Annotated in this window: 19 protein-coding genes and 1 tRNA gene; 14 read left to right on the top strand and 6 right to left on the bottom strand. The window is 56.6% G+C overall.

Features of this window, described 5'->3' with window-relative positions:
• Positions 1-82: 82 nt before the first annotated feature.
• The gene (locus FJ695_RS15910; RefSeq protein WP_141186363.1) at positions 83-421 is read right to left on the bottom strand and encodes a P-II family nitrogen regulator; all 339 of its coding nucleotides are present in this window, start codon (positions 419-421) and stop codon (positions 83-85) included.
• 438 nt (positions 422-859) lie between these two features.
• Between FJ695_RS15910 and FJ695_RS15915 the strand changes: the two genes are divergently transcribed.
• Positions 860-2,383, top strand: coding sequence for an NAD(P)H-hydrate dehydratase (locus tag FJ695_RS15915; RefSeq protein ID WP_247653659.1), 1,524 nt, complete (start codon positions 860-862; stop codon positions 2,381-2,383).
• An 82-nt stretch (positions 2,384-2,465) separates the two neighbouring features.
• Positions 2,466-2,550, top strand: a tRNA-Leu gene (locus FJ695_RS15920).
• 315 nt (positions 2,551-2,865) lie between these two features.
• On the opposite strand, the gene FJ695_RS15925 is transcribed toward FJ695_RS15920, so the two are convergent.
• On the bottom strand, positions 2,866-3,771 hold the full coding sequence (locus FJ695_RS15925; protein ID WP_141186364.1) for a LysR family transcriptional regulator: 906 nt from the start codon (positions 3,769-3,771) through the stop codon (positions 2,866-2,868).
• A 140-nt stretch (positions 3,772-3,911) separates the two neighbouring features.
• On the opposite strand from FJ695_RS15925, the gene FJ695_RS15930 reads away from it, so the two are divergent.
• The 10 genes from FJ695_RS15930 to FJ695_RS15975 are packed head-to-tail and all read left to right on the top strand — an operon-like array spanning position 3,912 to position 13,111.
• A complete protein-coding gene (locus FJ695_RS15930) occupies positions 3,912-4,943 on the top strand; it encodes an ABC transporter substrate-binding protein (RefSeq protein ID WP_141186365.1) in 1,032 nt (343 codons plus the stop codon).
• Positions 4,921-5,742 (top strand): ABC transporter ATP-binding protein, encoded by an 822-nt coding sequence (locus FJ695_RS15935; RefSeq protein ID WP_141186366.1) that lies wholly within the window; start codon positions 4,921-4,923, stop codon positions 5,740-5,742. Before FJ695_RS15930 ends, FJ695_RS15935 begins: the two co-directional genes overlap by 23 nt.
• The gene (locus FJ695_RS15940) at positions 5,736-6,545 is read left to right on the top strand and encodes an ABC transporter permease (RefSeq protein ID WP_371708994.1); all 810 of its coding nucleotides are present in this window, start codon (positions 5,736-5,738) and stop codon (positions 6,543-6,545) included. The genes FJ695_RS15935 and FJ695_RS15940 overlap by 7 nt, the downstream gene beginning before the upstream one ends.
• A gap of 50 nt (positions 6,546-6,595) precedes the next feature.
• Complete coding sequence (locus tag FJ695_RS15945; protein WP_141186368.1) at positions 6,596-7,963, top strand: FAD-dependent oxidoreductase; 1,368 nt, start codon at positions 6,596-6,598, stop codon at positions 7,961-7,963.
• A gap of 11 nt (positions 7,964-7,974) precedes the next feature.
• Positions 7,975-9,141 (top strand): CaiB/BaiF CoA-transferase family protein, encoded by a 1,167-nt coding sequence (locus FJ695_RS15950; protein ID WP_141186369.1) that lies wholly within the window; start codon positions 7,975-7,977, stop codon positions 9,139-9,141.
• Positions 9,138-9,911, top strand: a complete 774-nt coding sequence (locus FJ695_RS15955; protein ID WP_141186370.1) for an enoyl-CoA hydratase-related protein — start codon at positions 9,138-9,140, stop codon at positions 9,909-9,911. The genes FJ695_RS15950 and FJ695_RS15955 overlap by 4 nt, the downstream gene beginning before the upstream one ends.
• Positions 9,912-9,915: 4 nt before the next feature.
• The gene (locus tag FJ695_RS15960; RefSeq protein WP_141186371.1) at positions 9,916-10,263 is read left to right on the top strand and encodes a ferredoxin family protein; all 348 of its coding nucleotides are present in this window, start codon (positions 9,916-9,918) and stop codon (positions 10,261-10,263) included.
• The gene (locus FJ695_RS15965) at positions 10,263-11,135 is read left to right on the top strand and encodes a dihydrodipicolinate synthase family protein (protein WP_141186372.1); all 873 of its coding nucleotides are present in this window, start codon (positions 10,263-10,265) and stop codon (positions 11,133-11,135) included. The genes FJ695_RS15960 and FJ695_RS15965 overlap by 1 nt, the downstream gene beginning before the upstream one ends.
• A gap of 2 nt (positions 11,136-11,137) precedes the next feature.
• On the top strand, positions 11,138-11,593 hold the full coding sequence (locus FJ695_RS15970; RefSeq protein WP_141186373.1) for a deaminase: 456 nt from the start codon (positions 11,138-11,140) through the stop codon (positions 11,591-11,593).
• Between the two features lie 9 nt (positions 11,594-11,602).
• Positions 11,603-13,111, top strand: coding sequence for an aldehyde dehydrogenase (NADP(+)) (locus FJ695_RS15975; RefSeq protein WP_141186374.1), 1,509 nt, complete (start codon positions 11,603-11,605; stop codon positions 13,109-13,111).
• Between the two features lie 236 nt (positions 13,112-13,347).
• On the opposite strand, the gene FJ695_RS15980 is transcribed toward FJ695_RS15975, so the two are convergent.
• The 3 genes from FJ695_RS15980 to FJ695_RS15990 all read right to left on the bottom strand — a co-directional run bounded on the left by FJ695_RS15980 (position 13,348) and on the right by FJ695_RS15990 (position 16,471).
• Positions 13,348-13,797 carry a hypothetical protein gene (locus FJ695_RS15980; RefSeq protein ID WP_141186375.1) on the bottom strand — a complete coding sequence of 150 codons (450 nt, stop codon included), beginning with the start codon at positions 13,795-13,797 and terminating at the stop codon, positions 13,348-13,350.
• Positions 13,798-14,070: 273 nt separating this feature from the next.
• The gene (locus FJ695_RS15985; RefSeq protein ID WP_141186376.1) at positions 14,071-15,468 is read right to left on the bottom strand and encodes a M20 family metallopeptidase; all 1,398 of its coding nucleotides are present in this window, start codon (positions 15,466-15,468) and stop codon (positions 14,071-14,073) included.
• 43 nt (positions 15,469-15,511) lie between these two features.
• Positions 15,512-16,471 (bottom strand): succinylglutamate desuccinylase/aspartoacylase family protein, encoded by a 960-nt coding sequence (locus FJ695_RS15990; RefSeq protein WP_141186377.1) that lies wholly within the window; start codon positions 16,469-16,471, stop codon positions 15,512-15,514.
• Between the two features lie 46 nt (positions 16,472-16,517).
• On the opposite strand from FJ695_RS15990, the gene FJ695_RS15995 reads away from it, so the two are divergent.
• Entirely contained in the window at positions 16,518-18,056 is a 1,539-nt protein-coding gene (locus tag FJ695_RS15995) for a M81 family metallopeptidase (RefSeq protein WP_209010681.1), read from the top strand.
• Here FJ695_RS15995 and FJ695_RS16000 read toward each other — a convergent pair.
• A complete protein-coding gene (locus FJ695_RS16000; RefSeq protein ID WP_209010682.1) occupies positions 18,053-18,964 on the bottom strand; it encodes a LysR family transcriptional regulator in 912 nt (303 codons plus the stop codon). The two genes, FJ695_RS15995 and FJ695_RS16000, sit on opposite strands and share 4 nt — an antisense overlap.
• A 170-nt stretch (positions 18,965-19,134) precedes the next feature.
• Between FJ695_RS16000 and FJ695_RS16005 the strand changes: the two genes are divergently transcribed.
• Positions 19,135-20,718, top strand: a complete 1,584-nt coding sequence (locus FJ695_RS16005; RefSeq protein WP_141186378.1) for an ABC transporter substrate-binding protein — start codon at positions 19,135-19,137, stop codon at positions 20,716-20,718.
• Positions 20,719-20,764 lie beyond the last annotated feature (46 nt).

A 20,764-nucleotide genomic window follows, 5' to 3' on the forward strand; every position in this document is an offset into this window, starting at 1 on the left:
CCGGCAGAGGGTTTATAGCGTTTGTCTCAGCGCGGAAAGTCCGGAATTGGGTGTGCGGCAATAAGCCGGAATTCAAGGCGGGTTAAATGGCGTCGATGCCGGACTCGCCGGTCCGGATGCGAACAGCTTCTTCAATATTGGAAACGAAGATCTTGCCGTCGCCGATGCGGCCGGTCTGGGCGGCATTGCGGATGGCGTCAACGGCTTTTTCAACCATGTCGGCGCCAAGAACGATTTCGACCTTCACCTTTGGCAGGAAGTCGACGACATATTCCGCACCGCGGTAGAGCTCGGTGTGTCCTTTTTGGCGGCCAAAGCCCTTGGCTTCGGTCACTGTGATGCCCTGCAGGCCGACTTCTTGAAGAGCTTCTTTCACCTCGTCGAGTTTGAAAGGTTTGATGATCGCTTCGATCTTTTTCATCACCGTATGTCTCTCTCCACATTAAACTGGCAGGGTCTGCCCGGTCGCTCTTCTTTAGAAGCCGGTTCAGGCAGGCGTGCCTTGACCGGGATCATCCGAGAGCTGTTGCCCAGGTGTTAGCAGGAAGCGTGCCAATTGAAAGTGGACGCAGTTTTTTTTGCATTGCGGCGGGAAACCGCCACCATTTTTGGCAGGTTTGATGCAGTGCCAATGCTGTTGGTCATCAGAGGACCGTGTAGCTGTCTATTTTTTGAGCAACCTGCACATAAAGTATGCAAGGTTGTGCCCTTGACGGCGTCAGGCCGGCCCTGCGCTCAAAAAAGAGCGCGTCGGGCCTTGTGGTTTTGATCAGTGGTAAGGTTGCTTGAAGAAGACCGGCTAGAGTTTGTTGGTCTCCCGATGGAAACTGCGCTTGCAGACTGAAAGCGAAAGAAAATCATGACAGCTGCCTTGTTGACGCCTGAGGAAATGGGCCGTGCCGATCGCTTGACGATCGAGGGCGGTATTCCGGGAATTGACCTGATGGAGCGGGCGGGCACTGCTGTTGCCAAGGCGGCTGCAGATCTAGCGCCGACAGGAGGGCGCGTCTTGGTGTTATGTGGGCCGGGAAACAATGGCGGTGACGGGTTTGTCGCAGCAAGGCTTCTGGCAGAACACGGCTATTTGGTTGATGTGTATCTTCTGAAAGACCCGGCGGGCCTCAAGGGCGATGCGGCGCTTGCGTTTGCCTCTATGAATTTGCCCCACAAAGTTTTGCCGGACACCGTTCAAGTCGCAGGCGATCTTTTCGAAGAAGCCGTTGCGCCCGACGTTGTTATTGACGCCCTTTTTGGCGCAGGGCTGGACCGGCCGCTTCATGGTTTGGCGGCCATGCTCGTTGATGTGATCAACAGCGCCTCAGCGCCGGTGGTCGCTGTGGATCTGCCGTCTGGTGTCAATGGAACGACCGGACAGATAATGGGATGCGCGATTGAGGCGCACACGACTGTGACGTTTTTCCTAAAAAAGCCGGGGCACCTTCTTTTTCCGGGACGCGGCCTTTGCGGGGAGGTCACAGTTGCCGATATCGGGATAAACCAGAGTGTGCTCAATCTTATTGCGCCGCAAACATTTGAAAACGGTCCAGCGCTTTGGCTCGATCATTGGCCGGTGCCGGATCCGGCCGGGCACAAATACGCTAGGGGTCATACTGTGGTTTTTGGCGGTCCGGTGGCTGCGACCGGTGCCGCGCGTTTGTCCGCAACGGCTGCACTGAGGGCCGGGGCAGGGCTCGTCACCTTGGCATCGCCCCCAGATGCTCTGATGGTCAATGCCTGTCATCTGACGGCTGTAATGCTGAAAAAGATAGCAGGCGCTGAGGCCATCCCTGAGCTGCTGGCCGACAAACGTCTCAACGCTGTCCTGATCGGTCCGGCATATGGTGTCGGCCCAAAAACTTGTGCCGCAGTCGAAGCGATTCTGGCGCAGGATCGGGCCACTGTTCTGGATGCGGATGCCTTAACCAGTTTCTCAGAAAAACCTCGGAAGCTATTTGAATTAATAAGAAAAGCTAAAAGTCCTGTGGTTCTCACACCGCACGATGGTGAGTTTGCGCGTCTGTGTCCGGACCTCGTGGATGTAGACAGGTTGAGCCGTGTCCGCACAGCGGCTGTGCGGTCAGGTGCTATTGTCATCTTAAAAGGGCCGGACACCGTGGTCGCAGCGCCCGATGGACGGGCCGCGATCAACGCCAACGCGCCGCCCTGGCTGGCGACTGCCGGGTCCGGGGATGTTCTGGCCGGAATTGTTGGCGGCTTGCTCTCCCAAGGAGTAACCGGGTTCGAGGCCGCATGTCAGGCCGTTTGGCTGCACGGTGCCGCAGGGCAAGAGGCAGGGCCCGGCCTGATCGCGGAGGATTTAGCGCCAGCGCTTAAGGCGCCGATCCGCGAGCTTGTGGACAAGTCTTGCGTCTGGGGTACCTAAGGCGTTATTTTTCCTTTGACCTCAAAAGACAGAGTGATATAGAGGCTCCGCTTCAAACGCGGAGCTTTCAAGTTCTCGCGATGCGGATGTGGTGAAATTGGCAGACACGCCAGATTTAGGTTCTGGTGCCGCAAGGCGTGGGGGTTCAAGTCCCTCCATCCGCACCAAATCACTTGCTAGCAAGTGATTGAGACGAAAAGATAACCGGCCTTTGGCCGGTTTTTTTGTTTTTGCTTTCGTAAGCATTACCCCAGCTCTCGTCCTTCGATCTGTGCAAATGCACTGGGTGCGGAACAACGGCCGTTTCCAAAATGGCCTGACACCAGCCCTTTGGATTGCCCGCGCTGGTAAACTCGCATATCTGGCTCAATGCTTCGCAAAACCGACCGGACCCTAAGCCTGCGGGCGGGTGTCCTGATTTTTGCGGAAGGTTTGGGATCAGCATTGATCAATAACAAACCCCGAACAGGTTTCCCAAAAACTCAAGAATCCAAGCGGAGTTGCCTGAGCGATTTGGACAGGATCCGGCAGAGGGCGTTTTCAATCGGTTTTTGATTGCTGCGTGACGGGATGAGCAGGCCGATCTTCAAGTCTTTCAGAAAGCTCGACTTGAGCGGGAGATAGCTGAGCTCTCCAGATTCAATTTCTTTCAAAAAACCAATCTTGGAATAAAGGCCAATACCGCGGCCAGAGAGGATCATGGAACGGGCGAGGGGCAAGGAGTTGGTAAAACAGGCCGTTTTCAGCGGGATCGTATGGTCGGCAAGCGCCAGATTGACCAGTGACCGTTCCGCAAGCGCATCGTAGGAGCGGATCAGCGGAAACGGTGTGAGGTCTTCTAGGTCCAGGGCATCACGTTCGGCCAATGGATGGTTCTTGGTGAGAATGGCGCCGATTGGTGCGGATTTTTCGGTCTGCAGCCGCACGCCGGGGTGGAGGTCATTGCTGAAGGATATGCCGATGTCAGCTTCGCCCTCGGCCACGGCTCGAACGATCTCGTCCGGCTGCGCCGTTCTGATGGTATAGGTTATATCCGGATAGTCCCGGGCGAACTGGTCGATGGCAGAAGGCAAGAGACTGAGCGCGACAGAGTCGAGAGAAGCGATGTCGATATGTCCGGCCCGCATCTCACGGATATCGGCCACAACATGCAGGATCTTTTCATAGTCGAAGATTGTTTTCCGGCAATGTTCCAGAACAACAGCCCCGGCGGTGGTCAGTTCGACGCCTTCTGCATGCCGGTCGAACAAACGGACCCCTAAGCGCTCTTCAATGTCGAGGATTTTCCGGTTTACCGAAGATGACGACACATGCAGCACGGCCGCGGCTCTCCGGATAGATCCTTGCCGGGCGACTTCATCAAAATAGCTCAAAAACTTGCTGTGCATCGGTGTTTCTCTCTAGCGTGATGCAAAAAATGCATCGCTATGCGCAAAACTTAATTCTATCTGCAGCGCCGAACCCACGTCTAGTCTGAAAAGAAAACGGGAGATAACAAAAAAATATCACCTACCAGGAGACGGGTATCATGACGCATTGGGGACTTAACCGCCGGCATATGTTGCAGGGACTTGGGGCAACCGCCGGACTGGCGACAGCAGGTACATTCTTTTCAATCAAACCATCGAAAGCGGCCGATTTCAAAATCAGGATGCAGCTTGGCTGGCTGGCATCCAACGGGATTCTGGGCGAGGTCATGGCGGACAAGCTTGGCTATTTCGCCGAAGAAGGTCTTGAACTTGAGATCGTACCGGGCGGACCGAACATCGATGGGGTTGCCTCTGTTGCCTCCGGGGCGAACAATTTCGGCTCCATCTCGTCCTCGCCATCGCTCATGCTGGCACGCTCTGCCGGCCTGCCGATCAAATGCGTCGCCGCCGGATATCAGCAGCACCCGTTCACCTATTTTTCCATGGAAAGAAATCCGGTGCACAAGCCGGAGGATCTGATCGGCAAGAAAGTCGCAACGCAAGGCACCGCAAGGATCTTGCTGCGGGCGCTTCTGGCCAAGAACGGCATCGACGAAGATCAGGTTGAAGTGTCGGTGATGGGCGGTGATATGGCACCGCTGAAAGTCGGTCAGGTCGACGTCGCAACTGGCTGGCAGACCAATGTCGGTGCGCTGTCCGTTCTGGGCGACGAGCGGGTCGACATGAAGCTTTGGGACGCAGGCATCCAGCTTTATGCCAATCCCTATTACACCACGGATGATGTCCTACAAGAAAATAGCGACAAGGTTGCTGCCGCCATCCGGGCCATTTCGCGCGGCTGGGGAGCCGTTTACGAAAACCCTGCTGCGGGTGTCGATGCGTTGGTCGAGCGGTATCCAAACCTCGACAAGGACAGTGAGATGAAAGCCGTCGATCTGGTGCTCGGCTTTTCCTTCAATGACAAGACCAAGGCGGGGGGCTGGGGAGTTATGAACCCGGACAATTGGCGGGAGCAGATCTACACCTACGAAGCTCTCGGACAATTCACCAACGGTGCACCGGACCTGTCGGACATCATGACTTTGGACATTCTGGAAGCGACCAAAGATGTCCGTCCAACATTTGGCTGACGTTGCGGACTTGCATCCGCAACAGGATTTGGCAAGCCGCAGCGTTGCGGCCTGCCTGTCCAAAGCCTCGGTGAAATTCGGTCATTTCACTGCCCTTGAAGACATCAGCCTAGACATTGGCGAAGGCGAGTTCTGGACCATCCTCGGGCCGTCCGGGTGTGGCAAATCCACAATGCTACGGCTCGTTTCCGATTTGGTGCCGGCGGCGACAGGACAGGTCGAAATTCTCGGTAAGACCACTGAGGCCGCCCGGCTGGCGCGTGAATTCGCGTTTGTCTTTCAAGATGCAACGCTTCTGCCTTGGCGCAGTGCCTTGCAGAATGTCGAATTGCCGCTGGAAATTGGCCGCAAGCGCGGCGTCAAGATCCCGACGTCCGACAGAAGCCCGCGCGAACTTTTGGAACTTGTCGGCCTGAAGGGACGTGAGGATGCGCTTCCGCACGAGCTCTCCGGCGGCATGCGCCAGCGGGTGGCGATCGCAAGGGCGCTTGTCTGCAAGCCGAAACTCCTGCTCATGGACGAGCCGTTTGGTGCACTCGATGAGATGACGCGGGACCGGTTGAACCTGCAGCTCCGGGACATCTGGCAGGAAACCGGTGTCACGATCCTATTTGTCACTCACTCGATACCGGAAGCAGTGTTCCTCGGGCAGAAGGTTTTGATGCTTCGGGCAAATCCGGGCCGGGTGAAAGACGTCGTGGACATTGATCTTCCAGCAGACCGGCACGTCGCCTTGCGGGAAACTCCGGAATTCAACCGGTATTGCGGCCAGCTCCGCCAACTTCTGGAGGACTGCTGATGTCTTTGGCGCAAGTTTCCGCAGAACTGGATGACAAGAAGTCCGGCCGGAACGACCTGATCTATAAACGGGCCGTCAATGCCGCGATCCCGATTGGGACAGCCGTCTCCTTGCTGCTGATCTGGCAGCTCGGGGTGCGTTTGTTCGAGGTGCCGACGTACATCGCACCAGCGCCGACGGATGTCCTGGCCGTATTTGTGAATGAATTCGCGCTGTTATCGCGGAATTTCTGGCCGACGCTGATCGAAAGCCTGTCCGGATTTGTCGTCGGCAATCTGGCAGCGATTATGATCGCCATCGCCTTCGTACACAGCAGGACGATCGAAAAGGCGTTCTTTCCGATCGCCGTCTTTATCAACACGATCCCCATTCTGGCGATCGCACCGATCCTGGTGCTGATTTTCGGTGCCGGCATGACGGCAAAGGTCGTTATTGCTGCTTTGATCTGTTTCTTCCCGACCCTGGTAAATATGGTTCGGGGGCTTCAGTCCGTCTCGCCGCAAACCTTGGAACTCGCCCGGATCCTGTCCGCGTCCAAGGCAGAAGTGTTCTGGAAAATCAGGCTGCCGTCCTCACTGCCGTTCCTGTTTTCGGCTTTGAAGATTGCCGCGACCACCTGCGTGATCGGAGCAATCGTCGGGGAGTGGATCGGAGCGGATGTCGGCCTCGGCGCCCTTATCATCGACAGCACCTTCAACTTCCGCTCACCGCTTCTCTACGCAACCGTTTTCGTTTCTTCCGGCCTGTCGGTGCTGTTGTTCACCGCAGTTTCGGTCGCCGAGAAACTTGTCATTCGCTGGTAGTCGGCCCACCCGCCGCCAGCCGTTCAAAATCGAAACAAGGAACAAGAAATATGGCAGAGCGTCATACAGAAACTGTTCAAACAGAGGGCGCACAGATCCCGGTCGTTGCCACTTGTGACGTCGTCGTCATTGGCGCTGGACCGGCAGGTCATGCAGCTGCCGTTTCTGCGGCCCGCAACGGAGCTTCCGTAACCCTACTTGAACGCTATCATCATCTCGGCGGTATGGCGTCCGGCGGCATGGTGCTTGTGCTCGACGACATGGTCAATGACGGCAATGAAATCGTCACAACGGGCATCGTCAGCGAATTTGTGGACCGGATGGAACGTCAGGACGCTGCAGTTTATCCGCCGCCTGAAGAGTGCCAGACCAATTGGGAGATGTGGCAGAAATGGTCCCGCTGGGGCTGCATCGACTTCCACAAGGCGATGATGCCGCAACCGATCATCCATGCCGTTGCCTTTGATCCGGATGCTTGGAAACGGGTGAGCTTGGACATGGTTGTGGAGGCAAACGTCAATCTGCGCACCCACAGCTGGTTTTGCGATGTTCTGATGGAAGGCGGCCAGATCACCGGCGTGATCGCCCAAACCAAACTCGGCCGCCAGGCAATTCGGGCGAAATATGTTGTCGACGCCACCGGGGATCTGGATGTCGGTGTCGCAGCCGGTGCGGAGTACACAGACGGCCAATACATCGTCACGACCGTGTTCCGCATGGCCAATGTCGATACCGACAAGGCAATCGCCTTCGAGTTTTCAGATCCGGAGGAATACAAGAAACTGGATCGCGAAGCCCGGCGGCGGATTGGTGGCGCTTGGGGCATGTGGTGGCTGAAGACACCAATCCCCGGAATTGTGTGGTGCAACTGTCCGCATATGCCGGGCTATGACGGGCTTTCGGTCGAGGACATGGTTGCCTCTGAAATCGAGGGCCGGGAGCGGATGATGAAGCTTCATCAGTTCGCAAAGGAAAACATCCCGGGCTTTGAAAATGCCACCATGCTGGGGGCGGCCGAGCAGATGGGTATCCGGCAAACGCGGCTTCTCCAAGGTGAATATGTCGTCACCAAGGATGATGTGAAATCGCGCCGGTATTTTGAAGACACCGTTTGCCGCGGCCGGGACTATTACACACCATACCGGGCACTGCTTCCGAAGGGCATCGACAATTTGATCGTCGCTGGCCGCCACTACTCCGTTGAGAGCGATGCCCAGAAACTGTCGCGCGAAATTCCGCCCTGCATGGCGCAAGGGGAGGCGGCCGGTGTTGCTGCGGCGCTGGCCCTAAATGGGGATGTCCCGCTCCGGATGGTTGATCACAGGGCAATCCAGAAACAGATGCGCGCCCAGGGGGCTGACCCGGGAGACAAACCGTCGGCAAACGCATTGATCGAAGATCACGTCGCGGCGGAATAACAGAGGCCTACATGTCAGAGAAAATAATGCCGCTCGATGGCGTTCGTGTCATCGACTTCACCCAAGTTATGCTTGGTCCCTGCGCCACCCAGACCCTCGGGGACTTTGGTGCAGACGTCATCAAGATCGAACGTCCGGGGGCCGGTGACCTTAGCCGTGGTTTCTACGGCGTGGTCACCGAAGAAGCGACCAACAATGCGGTTTTCGCATCACTGAACCGCAACAAACGCTCAGTCGTCATCGACACCAAATCGCCTGATGGACACCAAAAGATCCTGGATCTTATCAAGACTGCGGATGTGGTCGTTGACAATTTCCGTGCTGGCGTAATGGACCGCCTGGGTTTTGGTTATGACGCTTTGGAGAAAATCAACCCGAGGATCATCTGCGCATCGGGAACCGGATTCGGGTCCACAGGCCCCTACGCCCATAAGGGCGGTCAGGATGTCTTGGCCCAGGCCATGACCGGGGTGATGGAGAAAACCCAAGATCCGTCAATCCCCAAATCGATCTATCCAACCACCTTGTGTGATTACTCAGCCGGCATGCATCTCGTGCAAGGCGTTCTTGCAGCGTTGTTGATGCGGGATAAAACAGGTCGTGGTCAAAAGGTTGAGGTGTCCCTTTACGACAGCATGATCGCCATGCAGATGCAGGAAGCTGCGCAGTGGTCAAAACACCGGGATGTGCTGAACTGGGCGGCCATGCCGCTGACCGGCGTTTTCGACGCGACAGACGGGGCAATCGTTATTGTCGGCGCTTTCAAGGCAAATCCCTTGCAGGACATCTGTACAGCGCTCGAAATCGAAGACCTGTCTCCGGAGTATCCGACGTTGGATATTCAGCGGAAAAATAAGCCCTATCTTCAGCAGCGCTTTAGGGAGGCCATCGCCGGCAACTCTTGTGCTTATTGGCTGGATCGTTTGGAAGCTCAGGATCTTCTGTGCGCGCCTGTGCGTTCGCTGGGCGATGCACTGGATGATCCGCAGACCAAGATCAACGGCATGTTGCACACCATTCAGCATCCGGTCATCGGCGAGCTCACACTTGCCGGTTCGCCGGTTCACCTGAGTGATGCACCGCTCACCGTCCGCCATCTCCCGCCGCGGCTGGGGGAACACACAGACGAGGTGCTTCACGAGTTGGCCGCGCTTCTGGCGCATGAGGCTGCCGAATGAGCGTTGCTTTCGAAATCTCCGGAAATCTTGCGCGGGTAACCATCAACCGGCCAGACAGCTTGAATGCGGTCGATACGGCCACCCATGCAAGACTTGGCGAGATCTGGACGGAAATCGAAACCAATCCCGATATCCGTTGCGCTGTTCTGACCGGTGCGGGATCCAAGGCGTTTTGCGCAGGTGCTGATCTCAAAGAAAACACCGGTCTCTCCGGTGTGGACTATTGGAAGGGCATCAGCGGCGCCGGATTTCCCGGAATTGCGCTCCGGCAGATGTCGACACCGGTCATTGCACGGGTGAATGGCCTTGCCCTTGGGGGCGGGCTGGAAATGGTTCTTGGGTGTGACATTGTCATTGCCGCAACGACCGCCCGTTTCGGACTGCCAGAGGCCAAGGTCGGGCGGGTGCCGCTCGATGGCGGCATGGTTTTGCTGCAACGTCTTATTCCCCGGAACATTGCTCTGGGCATGATGATGACCGGACGGTTGATCGATACCGAGGCGCTTAAGCCTTATGGCCTGTTGAATTCGGTCGTGCCGCCTGAAGACCTTGATGATGAGGTCGACCGTTGGGTGCAGGATCTCTTGGCCTGTGCCCCGCTCAGCTTGAAAGCCATCAAGGCCGTGTCCCGGCAGACCGCGCATTTGCCGCTACAGGACGCTTATCAGTATCCATCGGAAGAGCTGGTTGCGGCCCTCTTGTCAGAGGACGCAGACGAAGGGCCGGCCGCATTCCGGGAAAAGCGGCCACCGGTCTGGAAAGGGCACTGACCCGATGACCCTCGTAATCACCAGCGCTTGCATTGATGTCAAAGACGGCATTTGCACGACTGCGTGTCCAGTCGATTGCATTTATGAGGGGGAGCGCATGTTCTACATCCACCCCACAGAGTGCATCGAGTGCGGCATGTGCGAGAGCATTTGCCCGGTGGACGCCATTCGTTATGCCGATGAGGTTGAAGACGATGAACGGCCCTTCTTGGCGCTGAATGCGGCGGCGTTTCGAAATGCGTCCGGCACACTCTCAGAACCGGGCGGATGGTCAAAAGCGGATGCCCCGCTTTCCGACCCGTCAGAACTGACCGAACTTGCCAAACATTATTCCAAAGAAAAGGTTGCCTGATGGACGGCGTGATTGCAGCGGTGCCAACCCCGGTTGGCAAAGATTTGTCTCCGATGCAGGAGCCATTCCTCGAACATTGCCGGTGGGCGCTAGATAACGGCTGTGATGGTTTAAATATCCTGGGGTCTACGGGCGAAGCCAACTCATTCGATACTGCGACCCGGAAACAAATTATGGGGTGGGCTGCAGAAGGTTTGCCGCAAGACAAATTGATGGTCGGAACGGGAACACCGTCGCTTCGGGAGACGATTGATCTTACGGTCCATGCGGACGAATTGGGGTATTCCGTCGCGCTTGTTCTTCCGCCTTATTATTACAAACCCGTTGATCCGGCCGGTTTGAAAAGTTGGTATATCGCACTTCACGATGCTCTCGGCGCACGGAAAATACAGATCTATTTCTATAATTTCCCGCAGATGACCGGGCTCACAATCCCGGTGGACTTGATTGCAGACCTTGCGTCGCTGGCGCCAGACCGGTTTGCCGGGATCAAGGATTCTTCAGGTGATCTTGATTATTGCCGAGCCATCGTCGCTGCAGCTCCGGCTTTGCAGGTGTTTCCAAGTTCAGAAACCGCGCTCCAATCTGCGGCGACAGACGGCTTTGCCGGGTGTATCTCCGCCAGTGTGAATACCACAGCGCCCTTAGCCGCGCAGGTTTGGTCAGAACGGTCTGCGCCGCCCCAGGAAATCTGTAACGAGATCGCCAGACAGCGTGGTTTGCTCGCCGGATCGCGCCTGGTCCCGATAGTCAAGTTTCTGGCAGCAGCACGATCCGGGAATGAGGATTGGCGAACAGTCTTGCCTCCGTTCACCGCGCTGACTGGGGTAGAGGGAAAAGTCCTTCAGCAAGACCTCGGTCAGACAGTTTGATCATGGCCGAAGACCACAAATGGACTCAGCGTTTTATGGCGCTGTGTGATCAGATCGCATCCTGGTCGGAAGATCCGCACTTTCAGGTCGGATGTATCATCGCGTCGCCCGCAGGCCGGGAAATCCGGTCCACCGGATACAATGGTTTTCCGCGCGGGGTGTCTGCGGCAGATCCAGCGCGGTTCGACCGGGACAGCGGCGAAAAGTTCTACTGGTTCGAACATGCGGAACGGAACGCGATTTACAACGCGGCACGCGCGGGCATTTGCCTGTCCGGCTGTACGCTGTATGTCAACCGCTTCCCATGTGCCGATTGCGGCCGCGCAATCATTCAGGCCGGCATTCCCCGCATCGTTGCTCCGCCCATTCCACAGGCCGATGGAGCCCTAGACTACAGTTTTCAGGTTTCGCGGCAGATGCTGCGTGAAGCCGGTGTTCAGATTATCGAATTCAAGTGAGGATTAAGAATGGTTAGAAGTCAGTCGCTGGTCGCTGGAGAGTGGCTCGCATCGGAGACGGTCTTTTCGAACGACCCTGTCAGCGGCGAGCCGGATCAGTTTTCGGCCGGGACGGCCGAGATGATTTCCAAAGCCTGTGAAGCTGCGGAAGAAGCCTTTTGGAGCTTCGGCTATTCTTCCCGTGCAGACCGGGCCGCGTTTCTGCGCTCTGTTGCCGAGCACATCGATGCGCTGGGCGCGGAGATTACGGCGATGGGCATGAAGGAAACCGGTTTGCCAGAAGCCCGGCTTGAGGGCGAGCGGGGACGGACGGTCGCGCAGTTTCAGCTGTTTGCAGACCACATCGAATCGGGCGATTATCTCGACACGCGCCACGAGCCCGCACTGCCGGACCGCGCACCGTTGCCCAGACCGGATCTCCGGCTCGTGCAAAGGCCGATCGGGCCTGTTGCTGTTTTCGGCGCCTCCAATTTTCCGCTGGCCTTTTCGACAGCAGGTGGGGATACCGCTTCTGCGCTTGCTGCTGGCTGTCCGGTGGTCGTGAAAGGCCATCCGGCCCATCCAGGGCTTTCCAGCCTGATTGCCCAAGCCTTTGACGCGGCAATAAAAGCGACCGGAGTCCATCCGGGCGTTTTCAGCATGGTGCATGATGGCGGCAATGTTGTCGGGGAAACACTTGTCAAACATCCTCTGATTTCAGCAGTCGGCTTTACCGGATCTTTGCGCGGCGGGCGCGCGTTGTTCGATCTTTGCGCGAGGCGGCCAGACCCAATCCCGTTTTTTGGTGAACTGGGATCGATAAATCCGATGTTCGTCTTGCCGAATGCAATGGCCGCCCGCGGCAAAGACATTGCCAAGAACTGGGCGGGTTCACTGACGCAAGGTGCCGGTCAGTTCTGTACTAACCCTGGTGTTGCAGTTGTCCTGGATGGCTCAGAGGCCCAAGCCTTTGCAAAGTCCGCAGTAGAAGCACTTGGCGCAATCGCACCGCAGACCATGCTGACCGGTGGGATCGCAGCTGCGTTCCAATCCGGACGTGGTCGGATGCGCGCGCATCCCAATGTTCAGGTACTGACTTTAGGGCAGGACACCGGCCGAAATGCATCCCCTTGTCTCTTATCCACCACTGCGGAGTCATGGCTTAACAATGAAGATTTGGGGGAGGAGGTATTCGGCCCCCTTGGTCTCATTGTTGTTGCCCGCGATGTACAGGAGATGCTGTCAATTGCCAGAAGACTGCACGGGCAACTGACCTGCACCTTGCATTCTGACACGGAAGATTTCGGCCTCGCCAAAAGCCTACTTCCAATCCTGGAGCGCAAGGCTGGCCGGTTGCTGGCAAACGGGTTCCCGACCGGTGTTGAAGTGTGCAGCGCCATGGTGCATGGCGGGCCTTATCCAGCCTCAACCAACTTTGGCGCAACGGCTGTCGGTACTCTGGCCATCCGGCGTTTCCTGCGGCCGGTGTGCTACCAGGATATTCCAGCCGAGATTCTGCCAGAAGATCTGAGGTATTGAGGCCCGTCGAACTTCTGTAACTTTCAAATGGCGATGGCGTGGAATGTGTCCTGAACGGGCACCATTCCGCGGCATTGTCTGGTGCCGCTCCAAATTACCCAGTGTTCGGTATCCAAGCCAGCACTAACTAACAGCCAATCTGCCGAAAGTGAGATTTATACAAGTCGGCAGGAGAGGGGCGGGCGATTTTGGAGTGCCGCTCAAACGGTTGAGTTGAAAGTTCCGGGAGACAGACGTCACTTTGTCAGCCAGTCGTTGATGCGCTTTGCCAGGTCTTCGCGGGAAGAAGGGCCGAAGGCCGTTTCGAGGGGGATGTTTGCCGTATCCGTTAGAAGCGCCAGACGTTCGGTCGGGCTTCCATCTGAGGTGTTTCTTTCAACATGTGCCCGTTTGATTGCGGTGAGCTGGACCGTTTGCCGGTCGGTTCGGCCGAGCCTTTGACGTTCGTTGACAACCGTTCCTGCAGCTCTGTCGAAAGTGATCGTTTGTTTTGGGAAGAATGCCCATCCGATGGCCAGAAAACCGGCGCCAGTCGCTGCCATTCCCATCCGGCCGACGAGGTCCGCTGCTTCGACCGTTATGGCGCCCCAAAACAAAATCACGGCTGCCGCTGCCAATCCAAGCTGCGGCAACCGGTTTATGCTGCGCAGAATGAGTTTTTCCCGGGAGCAGTTAACAGCAAACATGGATTTGAAACGCTCGTTCTTTTGGGGCAACAGTGCGGGCCGCAAGAAGCCCGAAGGGGTCTTTGGTTCCAGTTGTCGCATTGCATGCAGGAGTATGACGCGATGGGGCGTGTTGTTCCAGACCGGCCCAGAGGAGCAGAACGTTCAAGCTTATACGCACGACAGATGTTTGTCGTGAGGCATTCCTAACCCTGCACTCGCCAAAGGAATAGGGAATTGCGAACAAAAGATCCAACCTCAAAACCCTTGCGGTAGCTGTTTCGTTTCTTCCGTTTAAGGGAAGCCTTCTCCCAGATCCCAGAACAGCCCGGTCATCATTTCCAACCCCTCCTTCATGAGGTGCGGCAGGACATGCTCGTTTGGGGCGTGCTGCGAGCAGCCGGTGTAGCTGTGAGGGACCCAAAGTGTGGGCATGCCGATGATGTTGAGAAAGATATCATTCGGTAGAGAACCGCCGGCATTGGGAATGACAGTGACATCTTTGCCGGTCGTTTGTTCGATCGACTTCACGGCCCAGGCGACTGCCGGATGCTCCGGATCCAAACGCGATGCGCGCAGCATCGACATGCGGGCCGGTTCCACTGTGATGTCATCAAATCCATTGTCTTTCAGGTGCTGACGGATCAGAGGCAGGAAGGTATCGGGATCGGTATCAACCACGAACCGGATCTGGCAAATGGCTTCCGCAAAAGGAGGGACTGCATTTTGTGTTTTTTCAGGATCGCCTGTGATGAACGATAACACTTCGAAGGTGTTCCAACCGAAGACCTTTTCAGCCCCGCTTAATCCAGGTTCACCCCACCATGGATCGATCTCGGGATCATCCGGTCCGGATGTCACCGTTACTTTGGACAGGGCATCACGCACCGAATTCTTGATACGGGCCGGTTTGAGTCCTGGATGCAAGATTTCGCCGGTCCGGCTTACGAGTGTCGTGAGCGCGTGCATAAGTACAATGGCTGGATTGGCCAGCAGTCCGCCCCAATTGCCCGAATGGTGTCCGCCTTCACGGTATTCCAATCGAAAGCGAAGGTTCAATCCGCCGCGTGTGCCAAGCTTGATGTCCGGTCCGGCCGTTGAGAACCGCGGGCCGTCTGAAGCAATCAGGAGATCTGCGGCCAGCAGGTCACGATTGGCACGGCAGAATTCTTCAAGCCCGGCTGACCCCATTTCCTCTGCTGTCTCGATCAAGAATGTGACGTTGTAACCGAGACGACCGCGCGTTCCGATGACATGGCGCAACGCCTGCATATTGATGGCATGTTGGGCTTTGTTGTCGGCCGTCCCGCGACCGTACCAGCGTTCCTGCGACGCTGTTTGGTCGACTTCAAGGGTCCAGGGATCGCGGTCCTGGCTCCAGCGTCCTTCTTCTCCCGGGACAGTGTCACCATGGCCATAGCAGAACAACGTCGGCAGGGCCGGATCCTCGATCCGTTTGGCAACAAGGAACGGCGCCCGGTCTAGGACATCGTTGGGATGGATCTCCACGGAAAAACCCATATCTTCGAAACGCTGGCGCATCACAACATTCTGGTAGCGCATCAGGTCATCGCGATGCTCTTCCTCCCGACTGGACGTTTGAACCGAAACCAAATCGGCCAGCTCGGCTTGGAACCCGCCGTCGTCAAAGTATTTTGAAACGGCATCAATTGCGGCTTCGCGAGTTGTCATGCTGGGTCCCCTATGATGTTGTTTTTATTGGTCGTCTTAAAACTCAATCGTCGCGCCGTGCGAGCCGAACTGCGGTTTGTCCTTTCCAGAGCCGTTTTGAGGGCATCACTAACATCAGATCGTCCACAGGTGTCACAACCGGCTCATCTCCGTCAAAGCCAATGAGCGTTCCCTTTTGCGCAATCACCTCACCGCCGATAAAGGGGTGAGCGAAGGTAAAAGCCTCTGACTTGATCGTTACAGCTTCAATGACTGTGAAGGCTGACTGACGTGCCTGCGGCGCGGGGAATTCTTCGAGCGCCTCCAAAGGTAGAATCCCGGCCGCGCAGAGAAACCGGATTGAAGCTTCCTTGGCAAGATCTCCGGTCGACGCAGCCCAATGCTGGCCGCACTCAATCAAAAGAGCTGTTTGACTGGCACTTGGGTCATCAAACGGACCAAAGTCCCGCAACCGTTTGCCGACGGCGTGGCCAGCGTCACCTACCACCCGTTCCGGAACCCCGATAGAAGCTGCCAGGGTCTTTGCCCGTGCATGCCTGCCGCTCATCATCAAGGGCGGAGCGGGATGCTGCATCGAGTGGATGTCGAACAGAAAATCGATGGTCTCCAGGGCTGGCAAAATTTCCCGTGCGCGGCGCAACTCGTTGCTATCCCGGTCTCCGTTCAGCATATCTTCGCCCCAGATCCGGTTGAAGTCTTCATCGACCCATCGGGATGCGTTCGGGTCGGCTGGGTCAAAAGCCTCATAAGCTGCAACGTTCATGAATGCGAACGTCAATGAGCCGGCGATGGGCCGTGTCTCGCGTGTCATCAGCCAGTCGAGCGCTATGGCTCCACAAGGCTCATTGCCATGAACGATGGCGCTGATCATAACGTTCGGCCCGGCCGTGCCACTGTCAAAGCGCCAGATATATGGAATACCCGAATTGCCCGATTTATAAGGAGAAATGTCCGGCGGAGTAAGCTCGACTGGATAGGCGTTCGGAATATTGATTTCCCTCATCAGGTGGTGTTCCTTAAAAAAATGATCGCATGCGGGAGGAAGAGTGTTGGCATCACCCAAGGTTGCGCTTCTGGGCATGATACTGGAATCAAACCGGTTCGCACGTCCAGCCGATGAGGAAGATTTTCGCTCTTTGACATGGCTTGACGGGGAGGCCCTGCTTAAAGAAGCGCGGTCCGGAACGCCGACCTTGGCGACCGAGTTTGCTGCTTTTGTCCGGGCCATGGACGCCACCGGCGACTGGCAGCCCGTCCCCTGCACACTTGCGGCAAGCCATCCGGCCGGACCAGTGAAACAAGAAGTCTTTGATACGATCCGCGGCAACATTGTCCGGCATTTATCGGAGAATGGTCCCTTTGATGCTGTTTATATCTGCAATCACGGGGCAATGGTCGCCGAACACAGCCACGACCCGGACGGAGATCTTATGGCATGCGTGCGAGAGGTCGTTGGCCCCAAGCCGATCATCGTGAGCACTCTGGATCTTCATGCAAACATGTCGTCCAAGATGGTGGATGCCTGTGATCTGATTGTCGGCTACCGGACCAACCCGCATGTCGACATGATTGAGCGCGGTGAAGAGGCAGCATTTTCGCTGCGGCGCTGTCTTTCAAGCGGCGTAAGGCCAAAAACTGTCCTCAAGCGCCCGCCAATTGTTCCGGCATCGGTCACGCTCTTAACGGCGGATGGGCCTTATGGCGATCTGATCGACTTTGGACAGCGCCGCCAGGCGGAGATGGGCGGAGCGATCCTGAACGTCTCAGTGTTCGGCAATTTTGTCTTTTCCGACACGCCGGACAACGGTTTGAGTGTGGTTGTGACGGCCCGCGATGATCAGAAACAAGCAGAAAATTTGGCGGGAGAAATTGTGGAACGTGCCTGGCAAAACCGGGACCGGTTTGTCCGGGAACTCACGTCCATCGATCAAGCTGTCGCGTTGGCAAGCAATCCTGGAAAAGCGCCCGTGATTTTTTCCGACGCCGGTGACAACCCGGGCGGTGGCGGGTCCGGCCGGACCACGGAGCTTTTGAGCGCTCTTTATGCCAGCAACGCAAAGGGCGTCATCTATGGATCGTTTTACGATTCTGACCTGGCAGCCGAAGCGCATCAGGTAGGTGTCGGAGCAAGCCTCTCTGCAACATTCAACCGCAATGCGGGAACAGAAATCTGGGAGCAATGGAATTGGCCGTTTGAAGCAGAAGCCAAAGTGCTCGCCCTTCACGACGGAGACGTTGTCGGAGAACGGGGCATCACCCAAGGCCGCCGGATGCATCTAGGGCCCTGCGCCGCCTTGGATCTCGGCGGTTTAAAGGTTGTTGTCATCTCTGACCGGGCACAAACGGCGGATCCCGTCTTCTTTCACATGCTTGGACTGGATGTCGGTGCTGCCAAGTGTGTGGTGGTGAAATCCCGGGGCCATTTCCGCGCTGGATTTGACCAATGGTTCGCGCCCGATCAGGTCTATGAAGTCGATACGGCGGGCTTGACGAGCCCCGTTCTTGAACGTTGGCCGTTTCAATACCTTCCGCGTCCAAGTTTCCCACTGGATCCAGATACAGTTTGGCCGGAAGACGTGCGCGGCTAAACAGGCTCCGAATAATCGTCTGGCTCCGTGGTGTCCTTCACATATTCCATGAATTGCTGGGCGAGTTCGGACGGTTGCCGTCCGGTCGGCAAAACGAAGCTGGTGTCGTAGGTGATTGGCGCGTCGAAGGGCCGGACCGAGATGCCCGGCATCCCATTGGACAATACGGGAAACGGGTTGAGCAGGGTAACGCCAAGTCCTGCCCGTACCAATTCGATGGCTGCCATGTTGGTTGCTGTTTCTGCGACGGTGCGCGGTCTGACACCCGCTCTGGCAAAGAGCTGTTCTGTGATAGCGCGTGTCCCAAGCCGTCTCAGGAATTCGATCAGCTCCACGCCCTCCAGATCCGACGGGGTGATGATGTCTTTTTCTTCCAAGGGATGGCCGGCTGGCATGGCGCACACCACCTTGGATCGCCGCCAGGGAAGGAGGGTCACGCCTGAACGCCGGATCATAGCGCTGGTCAGGCCAAGATCGTAGTGCAGGTCAAGGATGCCGGAGACCAAGACATCCGTTGCTTGAATGTCGAGTTGAAGGTTCTTGCCAGGATTCTGTTTTAGGAAAGCCGCAACTCTGGAAATGATATAGTTGTGCGCGAGCGTTGGCGGAACAATCAAGCGCAACGGCTCTTCATCTGCTGTTGCCCACTCTGCCCCTTCGATCAAGGCAAGTGTCTCAAAAAGCGGGTCGAGCTGGTCGTTGAGCCTTAGGGCAGCCGCGGTTGGTTCAATCTTACCGGCACTTCGCAAAAACAGCGACCGGCCAACGCGTTGTTCGAGCTGCCCCAATGCCCGGCTAATCGAGGATTGTGACACACCAAGCCGGCGGGCTGCCCCGATCGTGGTGCCAGTGGTGACGAGGGCACGCAGCGCTTCCATTTCCCTCAATCTGTGTCGCGGTTCTGCCATGAGGTGAGGATCCCATTTTCATCATACTCAATATTCAAGTTGAATTATCCTATGCAAAAATGGATTAACTTTCCAGTTGGCAATGAATTTTCTGCAAGCTAACATCCTTTCCATCGTGCGGCAAAAGTCCGGAAAACGGATATCGCACCTTCCGAGGGAGTTACATTGTTATGAGAAAACTAACAGCTGTTGCTGCTGCAACGGTAAGCGCGCTCGCGTTGTTAACCGGAGCGGCTTCCGCCGAAAAACTAACCATCGGCCTGGCCTCAGAGCCAACCGCGATGGACCCCCATTTTCACAATCTGGGCCCGAACAACGCCATGTCGGTTCACATCTTTGACCGGCTGATTGCTCAGGACGAAAAGCAGCGCTTGTCGCCAGGCCTGGCTGTGTCTTGGAAGCCGATCGATGATCTGACTTGGGAATTCAAACTGCGCGAAGGCGTCAAGTTCCACGATGGATCCGATTTTACAGCCGACGATGTCGTCTGCACCATGGAACGTGCACCGGATGTGCCGAACTCCCCGTCGAGCTACGGCACCTATTTGAAGGGCAAAACCTTCAAGAAAATCGACGACTACACCGTTCATGCCATAACTGCGGCGCCTTATCCGCTGATGGCAAATGACATCTCCAACGTCCCAGTGGTCTCAGACAGTGCCGGCTGCGGCGCAGCAACCGAAGACTTCAACTCTGGTAAAGCTGCTATCGGCACGGGTCCGTTCAAGTTCTCAAGCTACAAGCCGGGTGAAAGCATCAGCCTGGTCCGGAACGACGATTATTGGGGCGATGCTCCGGCCTGGAGCGAAGTTGAGTTCCGTCCGATCAAGTCCGGCCCAAGCCGGGTGGCAGCGCTTCTTGCCGGCGATGTGGACATGATTGCGGCCGTTCCAACGACCGATATCAAGACCTTGAGCGAAAAAGCCGATCTTCAGCTCAGCCAAGGTGTCTCCAACCGGGTTATTTATCTTCACATGGACCAGTTCCGCGAGAACTCGCCGTTTGTGAAAGGCAATGATGGTTCGGACATCAAGAACCCGCTGTTGGATCAACGTGTCCGTCTGGCCATTTCCAAGGCAATACGCCGGGATGCCATCGTAGAACGCGTGATGGAAGGCGTGGCTATTCCTGCTGGTCAGTTGTTGCCAGAAGGGTTCTTCGGCGTTTCCAGCAAACTGAAACCTGAACCGTATGATCCGGAAGGCGCAAAAGCCTTGCTGGCCGAAGCCGGTTATCCGGACGGTTTTCAGTTGACCATTCACGGCCCGAATGACCGTTACATCAACGATGCTAAGATCGTGGAAGCGATCGGACAGATGCTCACACGTATCGGCATCAAGACGGCAGTGGAAACAATGCCGAGGTCCGTCTATTTCGGCCGGGCGTCCCGCGGCGGCGCGGATGGTCAGCCGGAGTTTAGCTTTATCCTGGTTGGATGGGGTGCAGGCTCAGGTGAAGCCTCTTCACCGCTGAAATCCCTGATCCACACCTATGACAAAGACCAGGGCTTTGGGTCTTCGAACCGTGGCCGTCATTCCAACGCCGAAATCGATGCAACGATCGAAGAAGCATTGCGGACCGTGGATGACGAAAAGCGCCAGGACTTGTTGGCAAAAGCCACCGAAATGGCCATCGGTGATGTTGCGATCATCCCGACCCACTTCCAGGTCAACACTTGGGCCACCAAAAAGGGCCTGAAATATATTCCCCGCACCGACGAGTACACACTCGCCATGGGTGTCGTGAAGGAATAACCGGCTGTTACCGGACCGCTGCTGTCAGCGGTCCGGTTCTCCCCCT

Origin of the sequence: Labrenzia sp. PHM005 (assembly GCF_006517275.1) — a bacterium.
Lineage (GTDB): Bacteria > Pseudomonadota > Alphaproteobacteria > Rhizobiales > Stappiaceae > Roseibium.

What these genes read in the sequence shown, in the direction of transcription:
- FJ695_RS15935 (WP_141186366.1), top strand. Translation starts at nt 4,921, where the DNA reads ATGTCCGTCCAACATTTGGCTGACGTTGCGGACTTGCATCCGCAACAG.
- FJ695_RS15970 (WP_141186373.1), top strand. Translation starts at nt 11,138, where the DNA reads ATGGCCGAAGACCACAAATGGACTCAGCGTTTTATGGCGCTGTGTGAT.
- FJ695_RS15980 (WP_141186375.1), bottom strand. Translation starts at nt 13,797, where the DNA reads ATGTTTGCTGTTAACTGCTCCCGGGAAAAACTCATTCTGCGCAGCATA.
- FJ695_RS15910 (WP_141186363.1), bottom strand. Translation starts at nt 421, where the DNA reads ATGAAAAAGATCGAAGCGATCATCAAACCTTTCAAACTCGACGAGGTG.
- FJ695_RS15915 (WP_247653659.1), top strand. Translation starts at nt 860, where the DNA reads ATGACAGCTGCCTTGTTGACGCCTGAGGAAATGGGCCGTGCCGATCGC.
- FJ695_RS15930 (WP_141186365.1), top strand. Translation starts at nt 3,912, where the DNA reads ATGACGCATTGGGGACTTAACCGCCGGCATATGTTGCAGGGACTTGGG.
- FJ695_RS15945 (WP_141186368.1), top strand. Translation starts at nt 6,596, where the DNA reads ATGGCAGAGCGTCATACAGAAACTGTTCAAACAGAGGGCGCACAGATC.
- FJ695_RS15985 (WP_141186376.1), bottom strand. Translation starts at nt 15,468, where the DNA reads ATGACAACTCGCGAAGCCGCAATTGATGCCGTTTCAAAATACTTTGAC.
- FJ695_RS15950 (WP_141186369.1), top strand. Translation starts at nt 7,975, where the DNA reads ATGTCAGAGAAAATAATGCCGCTCGATGGCGTTCGTGTCATCGACTTC.
- FJ695_RS15955 (WP_141186370.1), top strand. Translation starts at nt 9,138, where the DNA reads ATGAGCGTTGCTTTCGAAATCTCCGGAAATCTTGCGCGGGTAACCATC.
- FJ695_RS16000 (WP_209010682.1), bottom strand. Translation starts at nt 18,964, where the DNA reads ATGGCAGAACCGCGACACAGATTGAGGGAAATGGAAGCGCTGCGTGCC.
- FJ695_RS16005 (WP_141186378.1), top strand. Translation starts at nt 19,135, where the DNA reads ATGAGAAAACTAACAGCTGTTGCTGCTGCAACGGTAAGCGCGCTCGCG.
- FJ695_RS15990 (WP_141186377.1), bottom strand. Translation starts at nt 16,471, where the DNA reads ATGAGGGAAATCAATATTCCGAACGCCTATCCAGTCGAGCTTACTCCG.
- FJ695_RS15925 (WP_141186364.1), bottom strand. Translation starts at nt 3,771, where the DNA reads ATGCACAGCAAGTTTTTGAGCTATTTTGATGAAGTCGCCCGGCAAGGA.
- FJ695_RS15960 (WP_141186371.1), top strand. Translation starts at nt 9,916, where the DNA reads ATGACCCTCGTAATCACCAGCGCTTGCATTGATGTCAAAGACGGCATT.
- FJ695_RS15975 (WP_141186374.1), top strand. Translation starts at nt 11,603, where the DNA reads ATGGTTAGAAGTCAGTCGCTGGTCGCTGGAGAGTGGCTCGCATCGGAG.
- FJ695_RS15965 (WP_141186372.1), top strand. Translation starts at nt 10,263, where the DNA reads ATGGACGGCGTGATTGCAGCGGTGCCAACCCCGGTTGGCAAAGATTTG.